Below are 23,033 nucleotides of genomic sequence, written 5' to 3' on the forward strand. Positions count from 1 at the left end.
GGTGGCCATACCAAGACGGACTCATGAGCGACAAACCGCTGACCGATTTGACCTTTTCCTCCTTCGAGCTGCATCCGGCCCTGCAGGCTGGCCTTGAAGGAGCCGGATTCACCCGCTGCACCCCGATCCAGGCGCTGACCCTGCCGGTCGCGCTGCCCGGTGGTGATGTTGCCGGCCAGGCCCAGACCGGCACCGGCAAGACGCTGGCATTCCTGGTCGCTGTCGTGAACCGCCTGCTGACCCGTCCGGCCCTGGCCGATCGCAAGCCGGAAGACCCGCGCGCGCTGATCCTTGCGCCGACCCGTGAACTGGCCATCCAGATCCACAAGGACGCGGTGAAGTTCGGTTCCGACCTGGGCCTGCGCTTCGCGCTGGTCTACGGCGGCGTCGACTACGACAAGCAACGCGAGCTGCTGCAGCAGGGCGTGGACGTGATCATCGCCACGCCGGGTCGCCTGATCGACTACGTCAAGCAGCACAAGGTGGTTTCGCTGCACGCCTGCGAGATCTGCGTGCTGGACGAAGCCGATCGCATGTTCGATCTCGGCTTCATCAAGGACATCCGCTTCCTGCTGCGCCGCATGCCTGAGCGCACCACCCGGCAGACCCTGTTGTTCAGCGCCACCCTCAGCCACCGCGTGCTGGAGCTGGCCTATGAGCACATGAACGAGCCGCAGAAGCTGGTGGTCGAGGCCGAGACCATCACCGCCGCCCGCGTGCGCCAGCGCATCTACTTCCCGGCCGACGACGAGAAGATCCCGCTGCTGCTGGGCCTGCTGTCGCGCAGCGAAGGCGCCCGCACCATGGTCTTCGTCAACACCAAGGTGTTCGTCGAGCGCGTGGCCCGTTCGCTGGAAAAGGCCGGCTACCGTGTCGGCGTGCTGTCCGGTGATGTGCCGCAGAAGAAGCGCGAGAGCCTGCTCAACCGCTTCCAGAAGGGCCAGCTGGAAATCCTGGTGGCCACCGACGTGGCTGCGCGCGGCCTGCACATCGACGGCATCAAGTATGTCTACAACTACGACCTGCCGTTCGATGCCGAAGACTACGTGCACCGCATCGGTCGTACCGCGCGCCTGGGTGAAGAAGGCGATGCGATCAGCTTCGCCTGCGAGCGCTACGCGATGGGCCTGCCGGACATCGAAGCCTATATCGAGCAGAAGATTCCGTCCGAGCCGGTCACCAAGGAACTGCTGACGCCGCTGCCGCGCCCGGAACGCCCGGCCCCGGCGGCAGGCGAGGAAGGCGATGACAACGAAAGCGTCGGCCAGATCTTCCGCGAAGCGCGCGAAGCCCGCGCCGCCGAGGAAGAGCGTCGGGGCGGTGGCCGTAGTGGCGGCCGTTCAGGCAGTGGCGGTGGCCGCGGTGGTCGTGACGGCGAGCGCAGCGGCGAACGTCGCCCGCGTGGCCCGCGCAAGCCGCGTGTGGAAGGCGAGCAGGCTGCCGCCACCCCGGTTGCTGGCGCCGAGGCTGCCGTGACCCAGGCCCCGCGTCCGCCGCGCCCGCCGCGTGCCGAAGGTGCACCGGACGTGGCAGTGGATGGCGAGCACAAGCCGCGCAAGCGCCGTCGTCGTCGCCACGGCCGTCCGGTCGAAGGCGCCGAAGGCGTGCAGGCCACGGCCGGCAATGGCGCCAGCCCGGTCACCCCGGTGCAGGTGGTGGCCAAGCCGGTGCGCACCGCCGCCGATACCGGTGATTCGTTCCTGACCCGCATCGGCCGCAAGATCCGCCGGATGCTGTCGGGCAGCTGATCGGCGCCGCCGATCAGCGGGTAGCGCCCGACCGTTGGTCGGGCGACCTTGAAGGGTGTGCCGACCAACGGTCGGCACCCACCGAGCCGAGCATTGGCTCGGCTCTACAGCCTTCATGCCGCAGGTAGCGCCGGGTCATGCCCGGCGAGCGCAGCGGCAGATCGAAAAATCCGCGGGGCATGGCCCGGCGCTACCGATCCGCGGCGCCGCTCCTGCATAATCGGGGTATGAGTGTCCTGCGCTTCGACAATGTCAGCAAACAGTACGCCGGTGGCCACGAGGCGCTGACCGATGTCAGCTTCGAGGTCGCGCCGGGCGAGATGCTGTTCGTCACCGGCCATTCCGGTGCGGGCAAGAGCACCCTGCTCAAGTTGATCCACCTGGACGAGCGGCCCAGCCGCGGCGCGGTGGTGTTCGACGAGCGCAACCTGCTGAAGGTGCGCGGCGGCGATGTGCCCCGCCACCGTCGCGCGGTCGGTGCGGTCTACCAGGACCACCGTTTGCTGATGGACCGCTCGATTGCCGAGAACGTGGCACTGCCGCTGATCCTGCGCGGTACCCGCCGTGGCGACATCAACAAGCGGGTGCGCTCGGTGCTGGAGCGGATGGGCCTGGGCCATCGCGAGAAGGCGCTGCCCTCGCAGTTGTCCGCCGGTGAGCAGCAGCGCGTCGGCATCGCCCGCGCCATCGTCGGCGAACCCAAGCTGCTGGTGGCCGACGAGCCGACGGGCAACCTCGACCCGACCCTGGCGGCGGAGATCATGGCGTTGTTCGCCGAGCTGCCTTCGCGCGGCACCAGCGTGCTGGTGGTCAGCCACGACCTGCCGCTGCTGCGCCGCATGCGCAAGCGCGTGCTGATCCTCGATCACGGCCGGCTGGTGGATGACATCTCGCCGCAGGACCTGGCGGAGTAACCATGGCGAAGAACGAAAACAGCGAAGCCGCCGCCCCGTCGCGCGTGGGTGTCTGGTTCCAGCACCACGTACACAGCGTGGTGTTCAGCCTGGGCCGCGCCTGCCGCAAGCCGTGGGCGACCCTGCTGACGGTGATGGTGATGGCGCTGGCGCTGGCCCTGCCGCTGGGCCTGTCGATCGCGCTGGACAACCTCAAGCAGTTCGCCGGCAGCGTGCAGCAGTCGCGCGACATCAACGTGTTCCTGAAGGGCAATGTCGATGGCCCCGGCGCGCTGCGCCTGGCCGGGCAGCTGCGCGACCGCGACGACGTTGCCGAAGTGAACGTGCGTACGCCCGAGCAGGGCCTGCAGGAACTGCGCGATGCCGGCCTCGGCGAGGCGATCGACGCGCTCAACGACAATCCGCTGCCCTCGCTGCTGGTGATCACTCCCGGCCAGGGCAAGGACGATGCGCGCCTGGCGCGCGCGCTGGAAAGCCTGCCCGAGGCCGACCTGGTGCAACACGATGCGCTGTGGCGCCAGCGCCTCGATGCCTGGCTCGCCTTTGGCGCGCGGCTGGTGCAGGTGCTGTCGGTGCTGCTTGGTGTCGGTGCCGCATTGGTGGTCGGCAACACCGTGCGCCTGGACATCCAGGCCCGCCGTGAAGAGATCGGCGTGCTGCAGCTGCTGGGCGCCAGCGATGGCTTCATCCGACGTCCGTTCCTGTACCTGGGCGCCTGGTATGGCCTGGGCGCTGGCGCAGTGGCGCTGGCCCTGATCGCTGCCGCCGGTGCCGCGCTGCGCATGCCGCTGGCCGAACTTTCGCGCAGCTACGGCAGCCCGTTCGTGCTGCACGGCCTGGACCTGCTGCATGGCGGCCTGGTGCTGCTCGGCACGCTGCTGCTGGGCTGGCTGGGGGCGTGGCTGGTGACCGGCCATTTCCTGCGCCAGACCCGACCGACCGACACCTGAGACCGGCATGCAACCGCAAGCGTTGAAGCACCTTGAGGGGCCCGCGACGCGGGTGATGGTGGTCGATGGCTCGAAGCTGGTACGCAAGCTGATCGCCGACGTGCTGAGGCGTGACCTGCCGGGCGTGGAGGTGATCGGCTGCGACAGCATCGAGGAAGCGCAGCAGGCGCTGGCACAGGGTCCGGTGGACCTGGTGACCACCTCGCTGACCCTGCGTGATGGCGACGGCCTGGCATTGGCGCGGATGATCCGCGAAGCCGCTGGCCAGGCCTATGTGCCGGTGATCGTGGTCTCCGGCGATGCCCAGCAGCATCTGGAGCAGCGCCGCTTCACCGAGTACGTCACCGATTATTTCGACAAGGCGCTGGGCCATGAGGCACTGGCGACCTTCATCCGCGGCTATGTGCAGCCGCAGACCATTCCCGGCGCCACCATCCTCTATATCGAGGACAGCCGCGTGGTGGCCGAGGCCACCAAGCGCATGCTCGAACGCCAGCAGCTGAACGTGCTGCACGTGGTCAGCGCCGAAGAGGCGTTCACCCTGCTCACCGCCGAGTCGCTGGGCCGCAGCCGCCACCGCATCGACCTGGTGCTGACCGACGTCACCCTGAAGGGTGAACTGAGCGGCCGCGACGTGGTGCAGCGCGTGCGCGTGGACTTCGGCTACGGCAAGCGCCGCCTGCCGGTGCTGGTGATGACCGGCGATGGCAATCCGCACAACCAGACCGGGCTGCTGCAGTCCGGCGCCAACGACCTGGTGCTGAAGCCGATCGAAGAACGGCTGCTGGTCACCAAGGTGCTGTTCCAGCTGCGGCTGGCCCGATTGAATGATGGACCCCTGATTCGATGATGGATGAAGTAGCCGACACCCCGACGATCCAACTGGAACCGAGCTGGAAGCAGCATGTCGGCGATTACCTGCTGCAGCCGCAGATGCGCGAGCTGTCCAGCTTCCTGCGCCAGCGCAAGGCCAGTGGCGCGGCGGTGTTCCCGCCCGGCCCGCAGATCTTCGCCGCGTTCGATGCCACGCCGTTCGAGCAGGTGAAGGTGGTCATCCTCGGCCAGGACCCGTACCACGGCCGTGGCCAGGCCCATGGGCTGAGCTTCTCGGTGCCGCCGGGCGTGCCGGTGCCGCCGTCGCTGCTGAACATCTACAAAGAGATCGAGAGCGATCTCGGTATCCCGCGCCCGGACCATGGCTGCCTGATTCCGTGGGCCCAGCGTGGCGTACTGCTGCTCAATGCCGTACTGACGGTGGAAGAGGGCAAGGCCGGCGCCCATCAGGGGCGCGGCTGGGAAGGCTTCACCGACCACGTGGTGGACGTGCTCAACCGCGAGCGCGAAGGGCTGGTGTTCATGCTGTGGGGCGCCTACGCGCAGCAGAAGGGCAAGGTCATCGACACCCGCCGCCATCGCGTGCTGAAGTCGCCGCATCCGTCGCCGCTGTCGGCCCATCGCGGCTTCCTCGGCTGCCGCCATTTCTCGATGGCCAACGAGTACCTGCAGCGTCGCGGGCAGGCCCCGATCGACTGGTCGCTGCCGCCGCGTTCTGCGCTCTGAGCGGGCCGGGCGGTAGCCCGGCGCCGCCAGCGATGGATCAGTGGCCCGCTGCTGGCGCGATATCCGCGCGCCGATAGTAGGCGCGCGCGCCTTCGGCGATCACGCTCAATGCCTGCACGGTGCCATCGCCGCCGCGATGGAACAGCAGTTCCGCGCCCGCACTGCCTGCCAGGAAGCGGACGGGCGTCAGCGCCTGCAGTGCGACCGGTGCATCACGCCCGGGCAGGTGCAACTGCAGTCCAGCATCGACCGCCTGCACGTCCAGGGTGGCGGCGTCGAACCAATCGGCCAGGCCACTGCGCAGATCCATGGGCAGGGCTTCATCGAGTACGAAGCGGCCGCTGAAGCGCGCATAGCCATCCACCAGCAATGCGGGATCCAGCGTGCGGATGACCGGCTTGGCGTTGTGGCCGAGTGCATCGGACAGGGCATTGCGGATCTCCCCACGCAGCGCAGGGCCGTTGTCCCCATTGGTCAGGATGACGAATCCATCGCCGCTCTCGGGGTAGCCTTCGATGCCTGCGTGATAGCTGTCGTTGCTGCCGTTGTGGAAGAAGCGGCGACTGGCGCCAGCGCCGGCCAGCTCCGGGCCCAGGCCACGGCCGGCCGGTGCCACTTCGCTGACCATCTGCAGGGCCAACGACTGCGGCAGCCATCCATCCTTGGTGCGGATGCTGCGCAGCAGGGCCGCGACGAACAGGCCCATGTCATTGGCGCTGGTCCACAGCCCCGACGCCGCCTGTTCTGGAAAGCTCTGCCAGCCGCGTGGCAGGGCCTCTGGCTGGCCCTTGTTGTCGTGCGCATGGGCAACGTTGCCGTAGCCGGCAGGCAAGGGATTCCGATACGTGCTGCGCGACATGCCCAGTGGCGAGAACACCTCGCGTTGTGCGACCTCAGCGAATGCTCTGCCGGTCAGATCTTCGATCGCCAGCTGCACCACCGTGTAGCCGCCACCGGAATAGTCGACCTGCTGGCCGGGTGCGTGGATCAGGCGTACCGGTTCATTCTTTGCAGGCGCCATTCCATCCAGTGTCTGCAGCAAGGTCGGAAGGCGTTCGGCGGGCTGGTAGTCCTGGAAGCCATGCACGTTGAAGCCGGCAGTGTGCGAGAGCAGCATGCGCAGGTTGATCGGCGGGTGCTGTCCCTGCGAATCGGCAGGCAGGTGCCAGCGGCGCAGGCGATGGTCGATGTTCTCCTCCAGCGAGACCTTGCCGGCAGCAACCAGCCTCAGGGTGGTTGCCGCAGTGCCCATTTTGCTGACCGAGCCGACCGAGAACACGGTATCGGCATCCACCGCGTCGCGCGTGCCGGCCTGGCGCAGGCCGTATCCGGCGGCGTAGACCACCTTCCCATCGCGGATCACCGCAACGGCGGCACCCGGTACCTTGTAGTGGGCGAGGCGTTCTTCGATCGACCACTGCGGCAGCGCGGCGCCCAGCTGCGCGGTGCTGGGGCGCAAGCCATGGGCCATAGCCTGCGCAAAGCGCGCAGCGTCTTCAGCGCTGGCGTCAGTGGCCATCACGTGGAACGGGGCAAGGGAGACCAGCAGCGAACACAGCAACAGGCGGTTCATCATCGACATCCTTGCAGGAGTGGAAGAAGGGCGGGATCGGCGCACGCGGTGCCACGCACGCCTGTCGCGTCCAGTCGTTGCGGGTGGAACGGGTTACCGCCGCAGCGCAGGAGGCGATGCGGCGGAGGCGTCAGCGTCGTTCGCGGCGGGCGCCCTGCGCCAGCAGGTAATCGCGCACGGCCGCGTTGCCAGCCTGGTTCAGCGGTGTCCGCCAGCGCCCCAGCCAGCCGTCGGCTTCCACGCCCAGGTTGATGTCGGCGCCGTGAGCAAGCAGGTACTGCACGGTGACCAGGTGCCCTTCGCGCGAGGCATTTATCAGCGGTGTCTCGTCATAGGTCACGACCCGGTTGACGTCGGCACCAGCCTGCACAAGCTGCTCGACGATGGGTTGCAGGCCCAACGCGGAGGCGACGATCAACGGATTGCCTTCGCCCAGCGCGGCACGATCGGGGTCGGCGCCCAGTTGCAGCAGCGTGTCGACCATCGCCGGATCGCGTGCACGGATGGCCTGGATCAGCGCCGTGCCATCACCGAGCACGCGCGCATCAAGATCGACGCCGGCCGCCGCCAACAGACGGACCTGCGCGACGTCATGCGTGCTGGCGGCTTGGAACAGCTTGATGACGCGCGTATCGGAGGCGCTGGCAGCCGGTGATGGGGCGAGCCGTGGTGAGATGGCCACGGCGGTGCCGGTGCAGGCCAGCAGAAGCAGCAGGCCCAGCCCCAACAGGCTGCGGTGCCGGGGTGTGGGTGACCCGGCGTCCACCAGCTGATCAATGCGCTGCGCCAGCTGGCTGCGCGCACTGAACATACCCAGTGCAAGCGTCGGCGCCTCCTCGCGCAGGGCCTGCAGCTGTTCGACGCTGGCCAGCAGCGAACCTGCATAGTCCAGCGGTTCGCGTGCCTGCATCGCAGCGCGTGCATCACAGGCCATCTCGCGCAGTACCGCCAGGCGTGCCTGGGCAAGGTGCAGGAGCGGATTCCACCAGAACAGTGCTGTTCCCGCCCGCAGCAGCGTGCTTGTCCACAGGTCGCGCCGTTGCAGGTGTGCAACCTCGTGGCGGACGATGTCGCGCAGCACATTGTTGTCCAGGCGTGCCAGCAAGGGGCGGGGCAGGAGGATCTGCGGGTGCCACAGGCCGACGACCATCGGCCCGTCGACGGCGCAGGTGGCGATCGTCACGTGGGCGGGCACGATGTCGGCCAGGACCGCGCGCAGTCCGGCGGTCGCCGGTTGCGCCAGCCGCCGCAGCCGGCGTGCGTGCAGCGTCGCGTCCAGCAGGCGCATGCCCAGCCACAGGGTGCCCAGCAGCCACAGCAGTGCAAGCAGTGTCGGCAGGGTCTTCGGCAGTTCGACGTAGTAGATGTCGGGCTGTCGTCCGGCTTCGAAGATGGCTTCTTCCGCCGTTGCCCCCTCGCCGGGCATGGGGTGGAACGCGGCCGCGGGCGGTGCCGGTGCGGGCAGGGTGGTCGACCAGCCCGGCAGGAAGGCGCTGAGTGGCAGCAGCAGGGCCGCTGCCATCGCTGCGGTCAGCAGCCAGGAACGTTGTTCGGCACTGAGGGCCCGCCGCCGTGCCAGCCACAGCGCGGGCAGCAGCACGATTGCGGACAACAGCAACTGTCGTACGCCCAATGCCATCGCCAGGTCGATGAGGTTCATTCCTTCCTCCCGGCCCTGGCATCGCTGACGCGCTGCTGCAGTGCCTGCAGTTCGGTGCGGTCGATTTCGCGTTCGTCCACCAGGTGCTGTGCCAACACGTTCGGTGAGCCGTCGAAGAACTGATGCAGAAGATGGTCAAGCGCTTGCCGGCGGGCCTGCTCGCGGCTGAGCGTGGCGTGATAGATGTAGGCGCGACCTTCCTGGCGATGACTGACAAAGCCTTTCTTCGCCAGCACGTTGAACATGGTCAGCACCGTGGTGTACGCGACCGGCTTGTGTTGGCCGAGCACATCCGCCACATCGCGCACGGACGCTTCGCCCTTGTCCCAGAGGATGTCCAGGATGGCCTGCTCGGCGGGAGTGGGATTCTGCGAGACAGGGCGGGCCATGCGCTTCTACGTATGAATTAGTTGATGCATCGGAGCATGTCGCCGGGTGGCTGTCAACGGGTTTCTTAGTAGTAAAGGGTCACCCCTCAGCCCTCGGGCCTGAACACCGGGCAACGTCTCCTGGCCTGAATGGACCTCCAGGACGGCCCGTTCAGCTCCGCTTGACCGGAAATCGCCGGTTTCCGGTGGGTAATTGATTGAATTCCAAGGGATTGTGAATCCCGAAAAGCGTGCTCGCCACTGTCATCAAATCGCGCTACGGTAGGGCTCTGTTTGGGACCAGTGTTGCATCAATAGGATGCTGGAACTTTTTCCTCCTTTAGCAGTCCAAATCCCGGACTGCTAAGATGGGTGCCTATGAGCCAGAACACCTCTACTGCCCTTGTGGCAAACAATCTCCCGATTCCCAGTGCGCTCGGTTCGCTGGACGCCTACATCGGTGCCGTGCACCAGATCCCGGTGCTGTCGGTCGATGACGAACAGGACCTGGCCCGTCGCTTCCGCGACGGCAACGATCTGGACGCCGCCCGCGAGCTGGTGCATTCGCACCTGCGCTTCGTAGTGCACGTGGCCCGCGGTTACAACGGCTACGGCCTTGCGCTGGGCGACCTGATCCAGGAAGGCAACATCGGCCTGATGAAGGCGGTCAAGCGCTTCGACCCGGAGATGGGCGTGCGCCTGGTCTCCTTCGCGGTGCACTGGATCCGTGCCGAGATGCACGAGTTCATCCTGAAGAACTGGCGCATCGTCAAGGTCGCCACCACCAAGGCGCAGCGCAAGCTGTTCTTCAACCTGCGCAAGTCGAAGACGCGCCTGGGCTGGATGAACGCGGCTGAAGTGAGCGCAGTGGCCAAGGACCTGAACGTGTCCGAGCGCGAGGTCATGGAAATGGAGTCGCGCCTGTCCGGTCGCGATATCGGTTTCGATGCGCCGACCGACGAGGACAACGAGCACGCGCCGCCGTCGCCGGCCGCGTACCTGGTGGCCAACGACGAAGACCCGTCGATGGCCTACGAACGTGCGGACAGCGAAGACAACCAGATGCAGCTGCTGCGCGAAGGCCTGGCCGAACTGGATGCGCGTTCGCGCGACATCATCCGCCGCCGCTGGCTGGATGCCGACAGCAAGGTGACGCTGCAGGAACTGGCGGACGAGTACGGCGTATCGGCCGAGCGTATCCGCCAGGTCGAAGCGAACGCGCTGAAGAAGATGAAGGCGCTGTTCACCGCGTAAGCGGGAGGGCGTTGGAACGAAGAAAGGCCCGGCATCGCCGGGCCTTTCTCGTTTGTGGGGCTCATCCACGCATGGCGTGGATCTACCCCGGCGGTGTGGCGCCCGTACGGCCACGCCATGCGTGGCAGCGGCGCCGGCCTCACCCCTCGCGTGCGATCGCGCGCCAGCCAATGTCGTTGCGGTGGAACTCGTTGGCCCAGGTCACCTTCGCCACACCCGCATACGCGTTCGCCTGCGCGTCGCGCACGCTGTCGCCCAACGCCGCCACGCACAGCACGCGGCCACCGGCGCTGAGCACCTGGCCCTGCGCATCCAGCGTCGTTCCTGCATGGAACACCTTGGCCGTTGCCGGCACATCATCCAGGCCGGAGATCACCTCGCCGGTGATCGGCGTTTCCGGGTACGGCTTGGCTGCCAGCACCACGCCGAGCGACGGGCGCGGATCCCACTGCGCATCCACCTGGTCCAGGCGGCCATCGATCGCCGCTTCCACCAGGTCCACCAGGTCCGACTGCAGGCGCAGCATCACCGGCTGGGTTTCCGGGTCGCCGAAGCGCACGTTGAATTCGATCACCTTCGGCGCACCGCTGGCATCGATCATCAGGCCGGCGTAGAGGAAACCGGTGAACGGGATGCCGTCGGCAATCATGCCCTGCACGGTCGGGTTCACCACCTCGCGCATCACGCGGGCGTGCACCTCCGGCGTGACCACCGGAGCGGGCGAGTAAGCGCCCATGCCGCCGGTGTTGGGGCCGGTGTCGCCGTCGCCGACGCGCTTGTGGTCCTGCGAGGTGGCCATCGGCAGTGCATGCACGCCGTCCACCATCGAAATGAAGCTGGCTTCCTCGCCGTCGAGGAATTCCTCGATCACCACGCGGGCACCGGCATCGCCGAATGCGTTGCCCGAGAGCATGTCACGCACGGCGTCTTCGGCTTCGACCTGGGTCATCGCCACGATCACGCCTTTGCCGGCGGCCAGGCCATCGGCCTTGACCACGATCGGTGCGCCCTTCTCGCGGATGTAGGCCAGCGCGGCGTCCACCTCGGTGTGCACGGCGTAGAACGCGGTCGGAATGTTGTGGCGGGCCAGGAAGTCCTTGGCGTAGGCCTTGCTGCCTTCCAGCTGCGCGGCAGCGGCGGTCGGCCCGAAGATGCGCAGGCCGGCGGCGCGGAAGCGGTCGACCACGCCGGCCACCAGCGGCACTTCCGGGCCGACCACGGTCAGCGCCACGCCTTCGGCCTGGGCCAACGCCAGCAGGCCGTCGATATCGGTCACCTTCACCGCGACGTTGCGGCACTTGTCTTCGTTGGCGGTGCCGGCATTGCCGGGCGCCACGAGCACTTCAGTGACACGGGAGGACTGGGCCAGCTTCCATGCCAGGGCGTGTTCGCGGCCGCCAGAGCCGATGACAAGTACGTTCATCACGAGATTCCAGATTGCGTGGGAAGGGAAGTTCCAGGTCCCCGGCGGCGCGTGTGCGTCATTCGCAGCCTTCGCGTCGCAGCGATTCGGGGAAGGAGTAGGTCCAGGACTTCGGGTCCAGGGTGAAGCGGTGCTCCTGACGCACCCGCTTGCCGCCGCAGGTGTTGCCGGATTCCTCGATCAGCAGTGGCCAGATGCGCGCACTGCGGTCGCTGTCGTCGAAACGCAGGGCGAAATCGATGCTGAAGCGGCGGGTGCGGCAGTCTTCGGCGGTATCGGGGTCGGCGGCCGCGTCGACGTTCTCGCATTCGTACTGGGCGTCGTTGTCGATGTGGCTGCGCACGTTGCCGGTGCTGGTCAGGCCTTTCGGGCCCGGCAGGACCAGGGTCTGCGAGAGCAGCGAGAAGCCCTGGCCGAACCAGCCATCCTCGACTCGGAAGCCGTAGAAATCGCTGCCGGCGCGGATGATGCTGGCGGTGCCCGGCTGGCCACCACTGCCGAAGCGCTCGCCGGTCAGCTCGCTGGCTATCCCGAAGCCATCGCCCTTGGGCTGCAGCACGAAGAACTCGATCGTTCCCGGGTCGATATGCGCACCATCGACCAGCGCACCGCACACCGCCAGTAGTTGTTGCCAGCTGTCACCGCTCACCACCGGTTGCTCGGCGCAGACCTGCCAGTCGATCGCGCGCGTTTCATCGTCCTGGGTCCAGCTGCCGCGCCATTGGCCGGAAAGCTTGGCGTCCTTGCCGTAACGCCCGGTCAGGAACGCCTGCAGACGCGCGGTGCGACTGACATGCGCCGCCGGTTCGCTGGCGGCGGGCTTTGCCGCATCTGCCTGGGGGGCAGATGCGGGTTCGGCAGCCGGCTTGCAGCCGGCCAGCAGGGCGGTGCCAGCGAAGGCGAGCACGGCAAGCGGTTTCAAAGAGACTGCAGACATCCGTGTCGCTCCAGCAATCAGTGGCGGAAGTGGCGCACGCCGGTGAACACCATGGCCAGGCCATGTTCGTCGGCGGCAGCGATGACTTCAGCATCGCGCATCGAACCGCCCGGCTGGATCACCGCCTTGATGCCGGCGGCAGCCGCGGCATCGATGCCATCGCGGAACGGGAAGAACGCATCGGAGGCCATCACCGAACCCTCGACCACCAGGTTCGCATCGGCGGCCTTGATGCCGGCGATGCGTGCCGAGTACACGCGGCTCATCTGGCCGGCGCCGACACCGATGGTGCGGTTGTCCTTGGCATAGACGATCGCGTTGGACTTCACGAACTTGGCCACCTTCCAGGCAAACAGCAGGTCGGTGAACTGCTTGTCGGTCGGCGCCAGCTTGCTCACCACCTTCAGCTCGTCGCGGGTCATGCCGCGGTTGTCGGAGGACTGCAGTAGCAGGCCTGAGCCGACGCGCTTGTTGTCGAAATTGTTCAGGCCGTCGCCGTGCGGGATGCGCAGCACGCGCACATTGGCCTTCTTCTGCGCGTATTCCAGCGCGGCCGGCTCGTAGTCCGGAGCGATCAGCACTTCCACGAACTGGCGGTCCAGGATCACCTTGGCGGTGGCCGCGTCCAGCGGCTTGTTGAAGGCGATGATGCCGCCGAAGGCACTGGTGGGGTCGGTGGCGTAGGCCAACTCGTAGGCATCGCCGTTGCCGGCACCGACCGCCACGCCGCACGGGTTGGCATGCTTGACGATGACGCAGGCCGGCGCGTCGAACTGGCGCACGCATTCCCACGCCGCATCGGCATCGGCCAGGTTGTTGTAGCTCAGCTCCTTGCCCTGCAGCTGCTGGAACGTGGCCAGCGTGCCCGGCACCGGGTACAGGTCGCGGTAGAACGCGCCGCTCTGGTGCGGGTTTTCGCCGTAGCGCAGGTCCATCACTTTCACGAAGGTGGAATTCATCTGCACCGGGTACTCGGCACGCACCGGCACCGCCGTGTCAGTAGCGGTGACCGCCGACAGGTAGTTGCTGATCGCGGCGTCGTACTGGGCGACGCGGTTGAACGCGGCCACCGAGAACGCGAAGCGGGTGGTGGCCGACAGCTGGCCGTCGTTGGCCTCCAGCGAGGCCAGCAGCTCAGCGTACTGCGACGGGTCGGTGGCCACCGCCACGCGGGCAAAGTTCTTGGCCGCCGAACGCAGCATGGCCGGGCCGCCGATGTCGATGTTCTCGACCGCGTCGGCCAGGGTGCAGTCGGCCTTGGCAGTGACCGATTCGAACGGGTACAGGTTCAGCACCAGCAGGTCGATGGCGCCGATGCCGTGCTCGGCCATCACCGCGTCATCCAGGCCGGAACGGCCCAGCAGGCCGCCATGTACCATCGGGTGCAGGGTCTTGACCCGGCCGTCCATCATTTCCGGGAAACCGGTGACGTCGGCCACGTCCTTCACGGCCAGGCCTGCATCGCGGATCGCCTTGGCGGTGCCGCCGGTGGACAGCAGCTCCACGCCGCGTGCCGCCAGCGCGGTGGCCAGCTCGACCAGACCGGTCTTGTCGGAAACGGAGAGGAGGGCCCGACGGACGGGCAACAGATCAGCAGTCATGGGGACAGGGCAATCGGCAGCGGAGCGGGGCCGATATTGTAGTTCTTGGGGCCCGGTGGCGGGTGCTGCCGGGGCAGATTCGCTGCGTCCAAAGCCGGTTTGACCGTAATGGGCACGGCCCGCGGGCTTGTCAGCCACCGCTGGGCACGGCACGGTGCCGCCTGTTCCCCGTGTGCAGGATGCCGTCCCGTGACCGTTGCCAACCGCCTGCAGGCCACCCTCGATGCCGAAGGGGCGCTGCTGTTCCTGGCCCGTTATGTGCGCCATGCGCGTTGTGGCCAAGGCGCGGCCTGGTGCGCCCAGGCCGATGTGCCGACGCTGCAGGCCGAAGCCGCAGAGCGCTGGGGCGAGCAGGCCGAGATCCTGTCCTGGGACGTGCAGCGCCGCGAACGCCGGCGCTGGCGGCGGCTGGAGTTCAAGGTCTACCTGGATGACGACAAGCGCTGGTATGGCGATGCCATCGCGCTGCATCGGCGCGCGCCTGGGTTGGCCGAGCTGCTGTGGGTGATGCAAGCACAGCACTGGCTGGAGCCTTTCGAGCTGTATCTGTACGCCGATGGGCTGGATGAGGGGGCGATCGTGCTGCCTGCCGGCGGCATCATCCACTTCCAGCGCTCGCGCGGGGGCGTCTACCGGCTGCTGTCGCTGCAGGCGGGGTTCGCGGATGCAGGAGCACGCGAGCGGGCCGTGCAGGCGGTGCGCAATGCCCTGCAGCGCAGCCATGACGTGGTCTGGCTGTGCCGGCATATCGATCCTGGGCTGCCATGGCATGACTGGCTGGGCCAGCCCGAACTTGCCGGTAACCGCATTTGATGGGGTAGGCTGTGCCCGCACTGCCAAGGATCAGCAGGTACGGATCATGTCGATCTATGCATTGAAAGGACGTTTCCAGGACCTGTTGCGTCCGGCCGTACGCGGTCTGTACCGCATGGGGATCACCGCCAATACGGTGACCGTGGCCGCTGCCGTGGTCTCGCTGCTGGTGGCTGCCGCCGTGTGGTGCTGTGCGCCGGCCCAGCCCCTGCTGTACCTGCTGCTGCCACTGTGGATGCTGCTGCGCATGGCGCTCAACGCCGTGGACGGCATGCTGGCCCGCGAGTTCGGCCAGCAGTCGCGGCTGGGCGCCTACCTGAACGAGCTGTGCGATGTGATCGCCGACGCGGCGCTGTACCTGAGCCTGCTCAGTGTGCCGGGCGTGCGCCCGGAAGCGCTGTGGCTGCTGGCCTGGACCGCGGCCCTGAGCGAGTACGCCGGGGTGCTGGGGCTGATGGTCGGTGCCAGCCGTCGCTATGACGGTCCGATGGGCAAGAGCGACCGCGCCTTCGTCATCGGTGCGCTGGGCCTGCTGCTGGCGCTCGGCTGGGGCGGTGCAATGACGGTCACTGGCGTGGCCGCCGCGATGGCGGTGCTGTGCGCGGTGACGATGATCAACCGCGTGCGGCGCGGACTGCAGGAAGCGGCGGTTTCGCCGAACTAATCAAGCAGATACAAAAAGACAATCAGGAGATTGCATGCGTCAGGCGCAGGAACGGGAATTCCACAGCTTCGACCAGGTACCGCTGTTCTACAGGTACTGGCCGGGCGCCACGACAACCACGCCAGCGAAGGCCATCGTGCTGCTGCATCGCGGCCATGAGCATTCCGGCCGCGTGACCCATCTGGTTGACGAACTCGACCTGCCCGACACCGCCTTCTTCGCCTGGGATGCACGTGGCAACGGCCGTTCGCCGGGCGCACGCGGCGATGCGCCGGGCTTCCCGGCGCTGGTGCGCGACCTCGACAGCTTCATCGCCCACATCGGCGCCGAGCATGGCATCGCGGTGGAGGACATCGTGGTGATCGCGCAGAGCGTGGGCGCCGTGGTCGCCGCGACCTGGGTGCACGACTACGCACCACGCCTGCGCGCGCTGGTGATGGCTTCGCCGGCGTTCAAGGTGAAGCTGTACGTGCCATTCGCACGTGCGGGCCTGGCCCTGATGCAGAAGCTGCGCGGCAACTTCTTCGTCAACAGCTACGTCAAGCCGCAGTGGCTGACGCATGACCCGGCACGGGTGGAAAGTTATCGCACCGACCCGCTGATCACCCGGCCGATTTCGGTGCGCGTGCTGTTGGGCCTGTACGAGGCCGCCGACCGTGTCGTGGCCGATGCGCAGGCGATCAGTGTGCCGGTGCAGTTGCTGGTGTCCGGTTCGGACTTCGTTGTGCACCGCACGCCGCAGGACCGCTTCTACGAGCGCCTGTCCAGCCCGATCAAGGAGCGCGTGCATCTGCCGGGCTTCTTCCACGACACGCTGGGCGAGCGCGATCGTGCACCGGCACTGGTGCGTATCCGCAGCTTCATCCGGGCGCGTTTCGCCGAACCGCTGCGCGAGCTGTCACGGCGTGATGCGCACCGCCACGGGCCAACCTTCGAGGAATCGGAAATCCTGGCCTGGCCACCGGAGCGCAACAGCTTGGCCGACCTGCGCTGGCGCGTGGTACGCGGTGGCCTGCGTTTCGGCGGCACGCTGTCCGAAGGCATCGCGCTGGGCCTGCAGACCGGTTTCGATTCGGGCAGTACGCTCGACTACATCTATCGCGACGAAGCACGAGGCAAAGGTCCATTGGGGCGGATGGTTGACCGCAACTATCTGGACGCGATCGGCTGGCGTGGCATCCGCGTGCGCGGCCAGCACCTGCAGGAACTGCTGCGCGATGCTGCCCAGCGCCTCCGTGGGCAGGGCACGCCGGTGCGCGTGATGGACGTGGCCGCCGGCCACGGCCGCTACGTGCTGGAAGCGCTGGGAACGGGCGAACAGCGCGCCGAGCGCATCGTGCTGCGTGATTTCAGCGATCTGAACGTGACCCAGGGTCAGGCTTTGATCGAGCGCCTTGGTGCGGCCGACATCGCCCGCTTCGAGCAAGGCGATGCGTTCGATCCCGCGCAGCTGGCAGCGGTGGACCCTGCACCGACGCTGGCGGTGGTGTCGGGCCTGTACGAACTGTTCCCCGACAACGACGCCGTGCTGCGCTCGCTGCAGGGCATTGCCGCGACGGTGCCGGCGGGCGGCTACCTGGCCTACACCGGCCAGCCGTGGCATCCGCAGCTGGAGTTCATCGCGCGTGCGCTGACCAGCCACCGCGGTGGCGCAGCGTGGGTGATGCGCCGCCGGACCCAGCACGAAATGGATGAACTGGTGCGCCTGGCTGGATTCGAAAAGGTGGCGCAGCGCATCGACGACTTCGGCATCTTCACGGTGTCGCTGGCGCGCCGGACCGCGTGATGGCGACGCTCGCTGCAACCCCGCTGGCCGCGGAAGGGCGCCCCTGGCGGCGCGCCCTGTTGTGGCTGGCGCTGCTGGGTCCGTTCTTCTTCGCCAGCTATGGCTTTGCCAACTGGATGGCCGGCCGCCATGCCGAACTGCCGGTGATGGCGTTCGGTTGGGAAACGCAGATTCCGTTCGTGCCGTGGACAATCGTGCCGTACTGGTCGATCGACCTGTTCTATGCGATCTCGTTCTTCCTGTGCAGGCGCCGGCTGGAACTGGACCGGCATGCACTGCGCCTGCTCAGCGCGCAGGTGATCGCAGTGGCGTGCTTCCTGCTGTGGCCGCTGCGCTTCAGCTTCGAGCGGCCGGAGATCGGCGGCGTGTTTGGTTGGCTGTTCGATGTGCTGCTGGGCTTCGACAAGCCGTTCAACCAGGCGCCGTCGCTGCACATCGTGCTGCTCATCGTGCTGTGGGTGAAGTTCGCACAGTATCTGCACGGGGTGTGGCGTTGGGTACTGCATCTGTGGGCGCTATTGATCGGCGTCTCGGTGCTGACCACGTTCCAGCATCATTTCATCGATATCCCGACCGGCCTGCTGGCCGGCTGGCTGTGCGTCTGGCTGTGGCCGGAGCAGGGCGCGCCACCGTTGCGTGCCTGGCGCACCGCGCGTGACGCCAAACGTTGGCGCCTGGCAGCGCTGTACCTGCTGGGGGCCGCTGTATTGCTGATGCCGGTGGTGCTTCTGCGTGGCGCGGCGTTGTGGCTGCTGTGGCCGGTGGTATCGCTGCTGCTGGTGGCGTTGGCGTATGCGGGGCTCGGTATGGCGGTGTTCCAGAAGCGCGCCGACGGTCGCCTGACGATGGCGGCGCGCTGGCTGCTGGCGCCCTACCTGGGTGCGGCCTGGATCAATTCGCGGCTGTGGACGCGCCGTGCGCCGCAGCCGGTGCCGGTGATGGATGGTGTGTGGCTGGGGCGTATTCCCTGCGCTGCATTGCCGGCACCCTTGGTCGGCGTGGTCGATGCCTGTGCCGAACTGTCCTGCCGCGCGCCGGGCGCCGCGTATGCCAGCGTGCCGGTGCTGGATCTGATGGTTCCTGCACCGGAGCAGCTGCGCGAGGCGGCCGAGGCCATCGAGCGGCTGCGTGCGCAGGGACCGTTGCTGGTGTGCTGCGCACTGGGCTATTCGCGCAGCGCCGCCAGCGTCGCGACCTGGCTGCTGCGCAGTGGCCGTGCGGGCGATGCCGAAGCAGCGGTGGCGATCGTGCGCGCTGCACGCCCCGGCATCGTGCTGGGCACGGCGCATCTGTATGCCATCGCTGCTGCAGCGGGAGTGCGCGCATGAGTACGGTTCCCGATCTGGCGACCATGCAGTTGCTGCTGAGGCAGGGGCGTTGGCCGGCGCTGCTGTCGCTGGGCCTGTTGCTGGTGGCGTTGCTGCTGCTCGGTATCGAGCCGGGGCTGGCGATGATCGCTGCCGGCCTGTTGCTGCTCAGTGTCGTTGTCGGGCTTGCACAGGCGTACCACGCATGGCGGGTTGGGTTGGACGCGAGCCTGCTGAAGCTGCTGCGTAATGAAGGGCTGGAAGGCGACGCCGCCGCGCGCCGTATCGATCAGGTGCTGCATGACAACGGCTTGCGCCGCGTATCGTCCGACGCACCGCTGCGCGGCTGGGACCTGCGCTGGGCAGGCATGCGTCGCCTGTTGCTGCGGCAGTACCTGCTGACAGGCGTGCAGGGTGTGCTGCTGGTGCTGGCCGTGTTGTGGCCGCAGACGTGAACGGGAGGACCCGATGTTCGCCGAACTGATTGCCCGCGCCTGCAGTGGTGCGATTCATGTGGTGACCGGTGCGCGTGCGCTGTGGATCGGCTGTGCGCCGTCCAGCGAGCGCCGCGTGTACTACGGCAACCATGCCAGCCATGGTGACTTCGTGCTGATCTGGTCGTCGATGCCGCCGGCGTTGCGGCGCCAGGTGCGCCCGGTGGCCGCGGCCGAATACTGGCAGCGCGATGGCCTGCGACGCTACCTGATCGATGCGGTGTTCAACGGTGTGCTGGTCGAGCGCGAGGCCGGTCATCGCCAGCAGGATCCGCTGCAGGTGCTGCGTGATGCGGTGGACGAGGGGTGTTCGTTGATCCTGTTTCCAGAAGGTACGCGCAACGTGGGCGACGAGCCGTTGCTGCCGTTCAAGAGCGGCATCTTTCACCTGGCACGGCAACGGCCGGAGCTGGAGTTCGTACCGGTGTGGATCGACAACCTGAAGCGGGTGATGCCCAAGGGTCGTTTCCTGCCGCTGCCATTGCTGTGTACGGCCACCTTCGGTACACCGCTACGGCTGCAGGCCGATGAGGACAAGGCCGCCTTCCTGGCACGCAGCAGGCAGGCGCTGCTGGACCTGGCGCCGAACGGGGGCAAGGCATGAGCTTCCTGATCGATGTGTCTGGTGACCTGGCTACGCAGAGCGTCGGCCAGCAGACCGGTCTGCTGTTCGCTGGCGTGGGTGCGGTCCTGGTGTTGGCCACGCTGGTGGCCGAAACGCTGCGCTGGCGCCGGCGTGGGCAGCCGAGCGCAGTGATCGCCAACCTGGTCTCGCGCATCCGCGCCTGGTGGGTGATGGCGATCGTGGTCGGGTTGGCGCTGTTCTTCGGCCGTGCCGGGGTGATCGTGCTGTTCGCGATCATCTCGCTGTTCGCGCTGCGCGAGTTCATTACCTTGGCGCCGACTCGCTCAGGCGACTACTACGCGCTGCTGGCCGCGTTCTACATCGTGCTGCCGTGGCAGTACTACCTGGTGTGGATCGACTGGTACGGCATGTACACACTGCTGATCCCGGTCTATGCGTTCCTGTTCCTGCCGATCCTGTCGACCATCGGCGGCGACACCACCCACTACCTGGAGCGCACGGCGAAGGTGCAGTGGGGGCTGATGATCTGCGTGTTCTGCATCTCGCATGTGCCGCTGCTGCTGAACCTGCACGTGCCCGGCCATGACCCCTCGCGCAACGTGTTGCTGTTTGCCTTCCTGGTGATCGTGGTGCAGTCCTCGGACGTGCTGCAGTACATCTGGGGCAAGCTGCTGGGCAGGCGCCTGATTGCACCGAAGCTGTCGCCGTCGAAGACGGTGGAGGGCTTCGTGGGTGGTGTGCTCAGTGCCAGCGCGCTGGGGGCGGCGCTATGGTGGATCACCCCGTTCACGCCGCTGCAGGCCTTCGGCCTGTCGCTGTTGATCAACCTGATGGGGTTCTGGGGTGGCCTGGTGATGTCGGCAATCAAGCGCGACCGTGGCATCAAGGACTGGGGCCACATGATCGAGGGCCATGGCGGCATGCTCGACCGGCTGGATTCGGTGTGTTTCGCCGCGCCGGTGTTCTTCCACGTGGTGCGGTACTACTGGAAGGCAGGCGGCGGCGGTTGATGCCGCTGGGCCGTCATCCACGCATGGCGTGGATCTACCGGTAGTGCCGGCCGCTGGCCGGCAACTGCAACATCCTGCCATCGTTCATGGGGTTGCCGGCCAGCGGCCGGCACTACCCTCGTGCGCGCTTACGCGCTGATGCCGTATTCCTTCAGCTTCTTGCGCAGGGTGGCGCGGTGGATGCCCAGCATCGCTGCAGCCCGGCTCTGGTTGCCTTCGCAGTGGTTGAGCACTTCCACGAACAACGGGATCTCCATCTCGCGCAGCACGATCTCGTAGACATCGTCCGCGTCGCAGCCATCAAGGTCACGCAGGTAACGGCGCACGGACTGGGCGACATGTTCACGCAGCGGTGGCCGGGCAGCGCCACGACTGTTGTCAGGACGAGAAAGGACAGCGTTCAAGGGGGTTCCCGATTCGGTTGCCCGTGCGCGCGGAGCGCGCGGCCGGACGAGGTGGTGGCGGCCAGTCTAGCGCGAGCGTGCCCGGCCTGCCACGGCCAGTCGTGTCCATCCTGGTCACAGGAAGTCGAAGGTGAATGCGACGGTGGACGCAGCCGGCTCCTGTACACGGAAGGCAATACGCGCGCTCTGTCCCGGCTCCAGCAGGGCCGCACCGGGGTCTTCACCCAGATACTGCGCCGGCGTGAACACTGCGCTGCCGATCACCCGGCCATCCGCATCGGACAGCGACAGGCGCAGCGCCGGCCAGGCCTGCGCCCAGCGTGCATCGTTGCGGATGCTGGCCTGTACCTGCAGAACGCCTGCCTGGTTGGGCAGCGGCCGGATCTCGCGGCTGGTCATGGTGAATGCGGTCGGCTCATGCCAGGCGGGCAGGGTGCAGCGCAGGACGCCACACAGCGCCCCGAGCCACGCACGATTGCCGGCGTCGGCGGCCAGTCGCGCACGATCGGCAAGCACGCTTTGCAGAACCAGCAGCAGGGCCAGTCCGGCGACCAGCAGCCAGTGCCAGCGCGGCGTCGGCAGCCTGCGCGCGCGCGCGGCACCGAGGAAGCTGGGCGCGTCGCTGGCAACGGCGGTTGCCTGTATCGCGGCCGATACGGGCTCGATGCGCACTGCTTCATCGGCAATGACAGTGTCATCGTGGTGGTGCTTCATCGCTTCCTGTTGCGGTACAGGGTCGATAGGTTCAGCCGGTGCTGCAGCAATGGGCACCGGCGCGGCTGCGTCCGGCGTGTGCGCTTCGGTCGCAGGCGCGGCATCACCTTCCGACGTGGGACGCAGGAAGGTGGCCAGTGGACGGCGCGGTGGGTTCGGCTCGGACATGCTCAGGGCGCGGGCTCGGATCCAGCGGTCATTCAACCACGATCAGGCGCGGCGCACGCCGGTGATGCGCATCCAGTCGCCGTCCTGGGTGGCCTGCAGGTCGTCGAACCACGGCGCATAGCGCTGCAGCAGTTCGCCTTCCTGGCCGTGCAGGATGCCCGACAGGGCGATGCGACCGCCGGCAGCGACGCGCGCGGCCAGCAGTTCGGCCAGCGCATCCAGCGCCGAGGCAAGAATGTTGGCGACCACGACCGGATAGGTCGCGACGGGTTCGTCCTGCGGCAGGTACACGTGCATGCGTGCCTGTTCGCCGTTGCGCTCGGCGTTGTCGGCGGTGGCCACCAGTGCCTGCGGATCGTTGTCGACGCCGATTGCCTCAGCCGCGCCCAGCTTCAGTGCGGCCAGCGCGAGGATGCCCGAGCCACAACCGAAGTCGAGCACGCGCTGGCCCTGCAGCAGGCCATCCACGGCCAACTGGTCCAGCCAGCGCAGGCACAGCGCGGTGGTCGGGTGGGTGCCCGAACCGAACGCCAGGCCCGGATCCAGTCGCACCACGGCGGCATCGGCGGACTGCGCGGCCTCTGGCAGTTCATGGTTCCACGGCACGATCCAGGTCCGGCTGCCGAAATCCATCGGCTGGAACTGGTCCAGCCAGGCGCGTTCCCAGTCCTCGTCCTCGACCGCGCGGAAGCTGCCGCCGCTCCAGTCCAGTTCCGGATCGAATGCTTCCAGTGCGGCCAGCAGCAACAGCGCATTGCTGTCGGCGGGGAACAACGCGCTCAGCACCAGGGTGTCCCACAGCGGCGTTTCGCCCACACCCGGCTCGAGGATGGCCTGTTCGTTGCTGGTATCGGCCTCGGCATCAAGCAGGGTCACGGCCAGTGCGCCGACGTCCTCCAGCGCGTTTTCATAGCGGGGCTGGGTCGCTTCGGTGCAGCGCAGGGTCAGTTCCAGGAACGGCATGGCAGTGGGGGCAATCGCGGGAAAGGGGGCCATGCTAGACCATCGGGGCGTCTCCGTATTGCCTGAGATGCCGCTCTGGGATGAACGACGCCGATTCAGACAGGCCTGCCGGGCCTTGCTAAACTCCGTGCTTTCC

22 protein-coding genes are annotated in these 23,033 nt (G+C 67.4%); 13 read left to right on the top strand and 9 right to left on the bottom strand.

Going from position 1 to position 23,033, the window contains the following annotated elements:
* Positions 1 to 23 precede the first annotated feature (23 nt).
* The 5 genes from rhlB (at position 24) to ung (ending at position 5,172) form a co-directional block, all read left to right on the top strand.
* Complete coding sequence (gene rhlB, locus AC13GA_RS12440) at positions 24 to 1,748, top strand: ATP-dependent RNA helicase RhlB (RefSeq protein WP_046986056.1); 1,725 nt, start codon at positions 24 to 26, stop codon at positions 1,746 to 1,748.
* 227 nt (positions 1,749 to 1,975) lie between these two features.
* Entirely contained in the window at positions 1,976 to 2,662 is a 687-nt protein-coding gene (ftsE, locus tag AC13GA_RS12445; protein ID WP_005419728.1) for a cell division ATP-binding protein FtsE, read from the top strand.
* A gap of 2 nt (positions 2,663 to 2,664) precedes the next feature.
* Positions 2,665 to 3,612 (top strand): permease-like cell division protein FtsX, encoded by a 948-nt coding sequence (gene ftsX, locus AC13GA_RS12450; protein WP_012512287.1) that lies wholly within the window; start codon positions 2,665 to 2,667, stop codon positions 3,610 to 3,612.
* A gap of 7 nt (positions 3,613 to 3,619) precedes the next feature.
* On the top strand, positions 3,620 to 4,462 hold the full coding sequence (locus AC13GA_RS12455) for a response regulator (RefSeq protein WP_012512286.1): 843 nt from the start codon (positions 3,620 to 3,622) through the stop codon (positions 4,460 to 4,462).
* On the top strand, positions 4,459 to 5,172 hold the full coding sequence (gene ung, locus AC13GA_RS12460; protein ID WP_005419723.1) for a uracil-DNA glycosylase: 714 nt from the start codon (positions 4,459 to 4,461) through the stop codon (positions 5,170 to 5,172). The genes AC13GA_RS12455 and ung overlap by 4 nt, the downstream gene beginning before the upstream one ends.
* Before the next feature lie 37 nt (positions 5,173 to 5,209).
* On the opposite strand, the gene AC13GA_RS12465 is transcribed toward ung, so the two are convergent.
* The 3 genes from AC13GA_RS12465 to AC13GA_RS12475 form a co-directional block, all read right to left on the bottom strand.
* On the bottom strand, positions 5,210 to 6,745 hold the full coding sequence (locus AC13GA_RS12465; protein WP_482998249.1) for a serine hydrolase domain-containing protein: 1,536 nt from the start codon (positions 6,743 to 6,745) through the stop codon (positions 5,210 to 5,212).
* A gap of 130 nt (positions 6,746 to 6,875) precedes the next feature.
* Positions 6,876 to 8,405, bottom strand: a complete 1,530-nt coding sequence (locus AC13GA_RS12470; RefSeq protein ID WP_136639411.1) for a M56 family metallopeptidase — start codon at positions 8,403 to 8,405, stop codon at positions 6,876 to 6,878.
* Positions 8,402 to 8,794 carry a BlaI/MecI/CopY family transcriptional regulator gene (locus AC13GA_RS12475; protein ID WP_482998250.1) on the bottom strand — a complete coding sequence of 131 codons (393 nt, stop codon included), beginning with the start codon at positions 8,792 to 8,794 and terminating at the stop codon, positions 8,402 to 8,404. The genes AC13GA_RS12470 and AC13GA_RS12475 overlap by 4 nt, the downstream gene beginning before the upstream one ends.
* Before the next feature lie 357 nt (positions 8,795 to 9,151).
* Between AC13GA_RS12475 and rpoH the strand changes: the two genes are divergently transcribed.
* Positions 9,152 to 10,027 (top strand): RNA polymerase sigma factor RpoH, encoded by an 876-nt coding sequence (gene rpoH / locus AC13GA_RS12480; protein ID WP_006397457.1) that lies wholly within the window; start codon positions 9,152 to 9,154, stop codon positions 10,025 to 10,027.
* Positions 10,028 to 10,166: 139 nt separating this feature from the next.
* Here the strand turns inward: rpoH and purD are convergent, their stop codons facing one another.
* The 3 genes from purD to purH are packed head-to-tail and all read right to left on the bottom strand — an operon-like array spanning position 10,167 to position 13,988.
* Positions 10,167 to 11,450 (bottom strand): phosphoribosylamine--glycine ligase, encoded by a 1,284-nt coding sequence (gene purD / locus AC13GA_RS12485; RefSeq protein WP_482998251.1) that lies wholly within the window; start codon positions 11,448 to 11,450, stop codon positions 10,167 to 10,169.
* Positions 11,451 to 11,508: 58 nt separating this feature from the next.
* Complete coding sequence (locus AC13GA_RS12490) at positions 11,509 to 12,387, bottom strand: hypothetical protein (RefSeq protein ID WP_482998252.1); 879 nt, start codon at positions 12,385 to 12,387, stop codon at positions 11,509 to 11,511.
* A gap of 17 nt (positions 12,388 to 12,404) precedes the next feature.
* Positions 12,405 to 13,988: a bifunctional phosphoribosylaminoimidazolecarboxamide formyltransferase/IMP cyclohydrolase gene (purH, locus tag AC13GA_RS12495; RefSeq protein WP_426355008.1), complete on the bottom strand. Its 1,584-nt coding sequence runs from the start codon at positions 13,986 to 13,988 to the stop codon at positions 12,405 to 12,407.
* Positions 13,989 to 14,177: 189 nt separating this feature from the next.
* Between purH and AC13GA_RS12500 the strand changes: the two genes are divergently transcribed.
* The 7 genes from AC13GA_RS12500 to AC13GA_RS12530 are packed head-to-tail and all read left to right on the top strand — an operon-like array spanning position 14,178 to position 20,648.
* Entirely contained in the window at positions 14,178 to 14,801 is a 624-nt protein-coding gene (locus tag AC13GA_RS12500) for a hypothetical protein (protein ID WP_046986051.1), read from the top strand.
* A 46-nt stretch (positions 14,802 to 14,847) separates the two neighbouring features.
* Entirely contained in the window at positions 14,848 to 15,465 is a 618-nt protein-coding gene (locus AC13GA_RS12505; RefSeq protein WP_046986050.1) for a CDP-alcohol phosphatidyltransferase family protein, read from the top strand.
* A gap of 34 nt (positions 15,466 to 15,499) precedes the next feature.
* Positions 15,500 to 17,251, top strand: coding sequence for a bifunctional alpha/beta hydrolase/class I SAM-dependent methyltransferase (locus AC13GA_RS12510; protein WP_482998253.1), 1,752 nt, complete (start codon positions 15,500 to 15,502; stop codon positions 17,249 to 17,251).
* A gap of 23 nt (positions 17,252 to 17,274) precedes the next feature.
* A complete protein-coding gene (locus AC13GA_RS12515; RefSeq protein WP_482998455.1) occupies positions 17,275 to 18,579 on the top strand; it encodes a phosphatase PAP2/dual specificity phosphatase family protein in 1,305 nt (434 codons plus the stop codon).
* On the top strand, positions 18,576 to 19,013 hold the full coding sequence (locus AC13GA_RS12520; protein ID WP_482998254.1) for a hypothetical protein: 438 nt from the start codon (positions 18,576 to 18,578) through the stop codon (positions 19,011 to 19,013). The genes AC13GA_RS12515 and AC13GA_RS12520 overlap by 4 nt, the downstream gene beginning before the upstream one ends.
* 13 nt (positions 19,014 to 19,026) lie before the next feature.
* Complete coding sequence (locus AC13GA_RS12525; RefSeq protein ID WP_046986046.1) at positions 19,027 to 19,656, top strand: lysophospholipid acyltransferase family protein; 630 nt, start codon at positions 19,027 to 19,029, stop codon at positions 19,654 to 19,656.
* Positions 19,653 to 20,648, top strand: a complete 996-nt coding sequence (locus AC13GA_RS12530) for a phosphatidate cytidylyltransferase (protein ID WP_046986045.1) — start codon at positions 19,653 to 19,655, stop codon at positions 20,646 to 20,648. Before AC13GA_RS12525 ends, AC13GA_RS12530 begins: the two co-directional genes overlap by 4 nt.
* Positions 20,649 to 20,776: 128 nt before the next feature.
* Here AC13GA_RS12530 and fis read toward each other — a convergent pair whose 3' ends face one another.
* From fis to prmA, 3 genes are all read right to left on the bottom strand, one after another.
* Positions 20,777 to 21,052 (bottom strand): DNA-binding transcriptional regulator Fis, encoded by a 276-nt coding sequence (gene fis / locus AC13GA_RS12535; RefSeq protein ID WP_006397198.1) that lies wholly within the window; start codon positions 21,050 to 21,052, stop codon positions 20,777 to 20,779.
* Positions 21,053 to 21,166: 114 nt separating this feature from the next.
* Complete coding sequence (locus AC13GA_RS12540) at positions 21,167 to 21,934, bottom strand: DUF3426 domain-containing protein (protein ID WP_482998255.1); 768 nt, start codon at positions 21,932 to 21,934, stop codon at positions 21,167 to 21,169.
* Between the two features lie 42 nt (positions 21,935 to 21,976).
* Complete coding sequence (gene prmA, locus AC13GA_RS12545; RefSeq protein WP_046986074.1) at positions 21,977 to 22,897, bottom strand: 50S ribosomal protein L11 methyltransferase; 921 nt, start codon at positions 22,895 to 22,897, stop codon at positions 21,977 to 21,979.
* Positions 22,898 to 23,033 lie beyond the last annotated feature (136 nt).

The organism is Stenotrophomonas sp. 22DLJC03 (assembly GCF_056861405.1).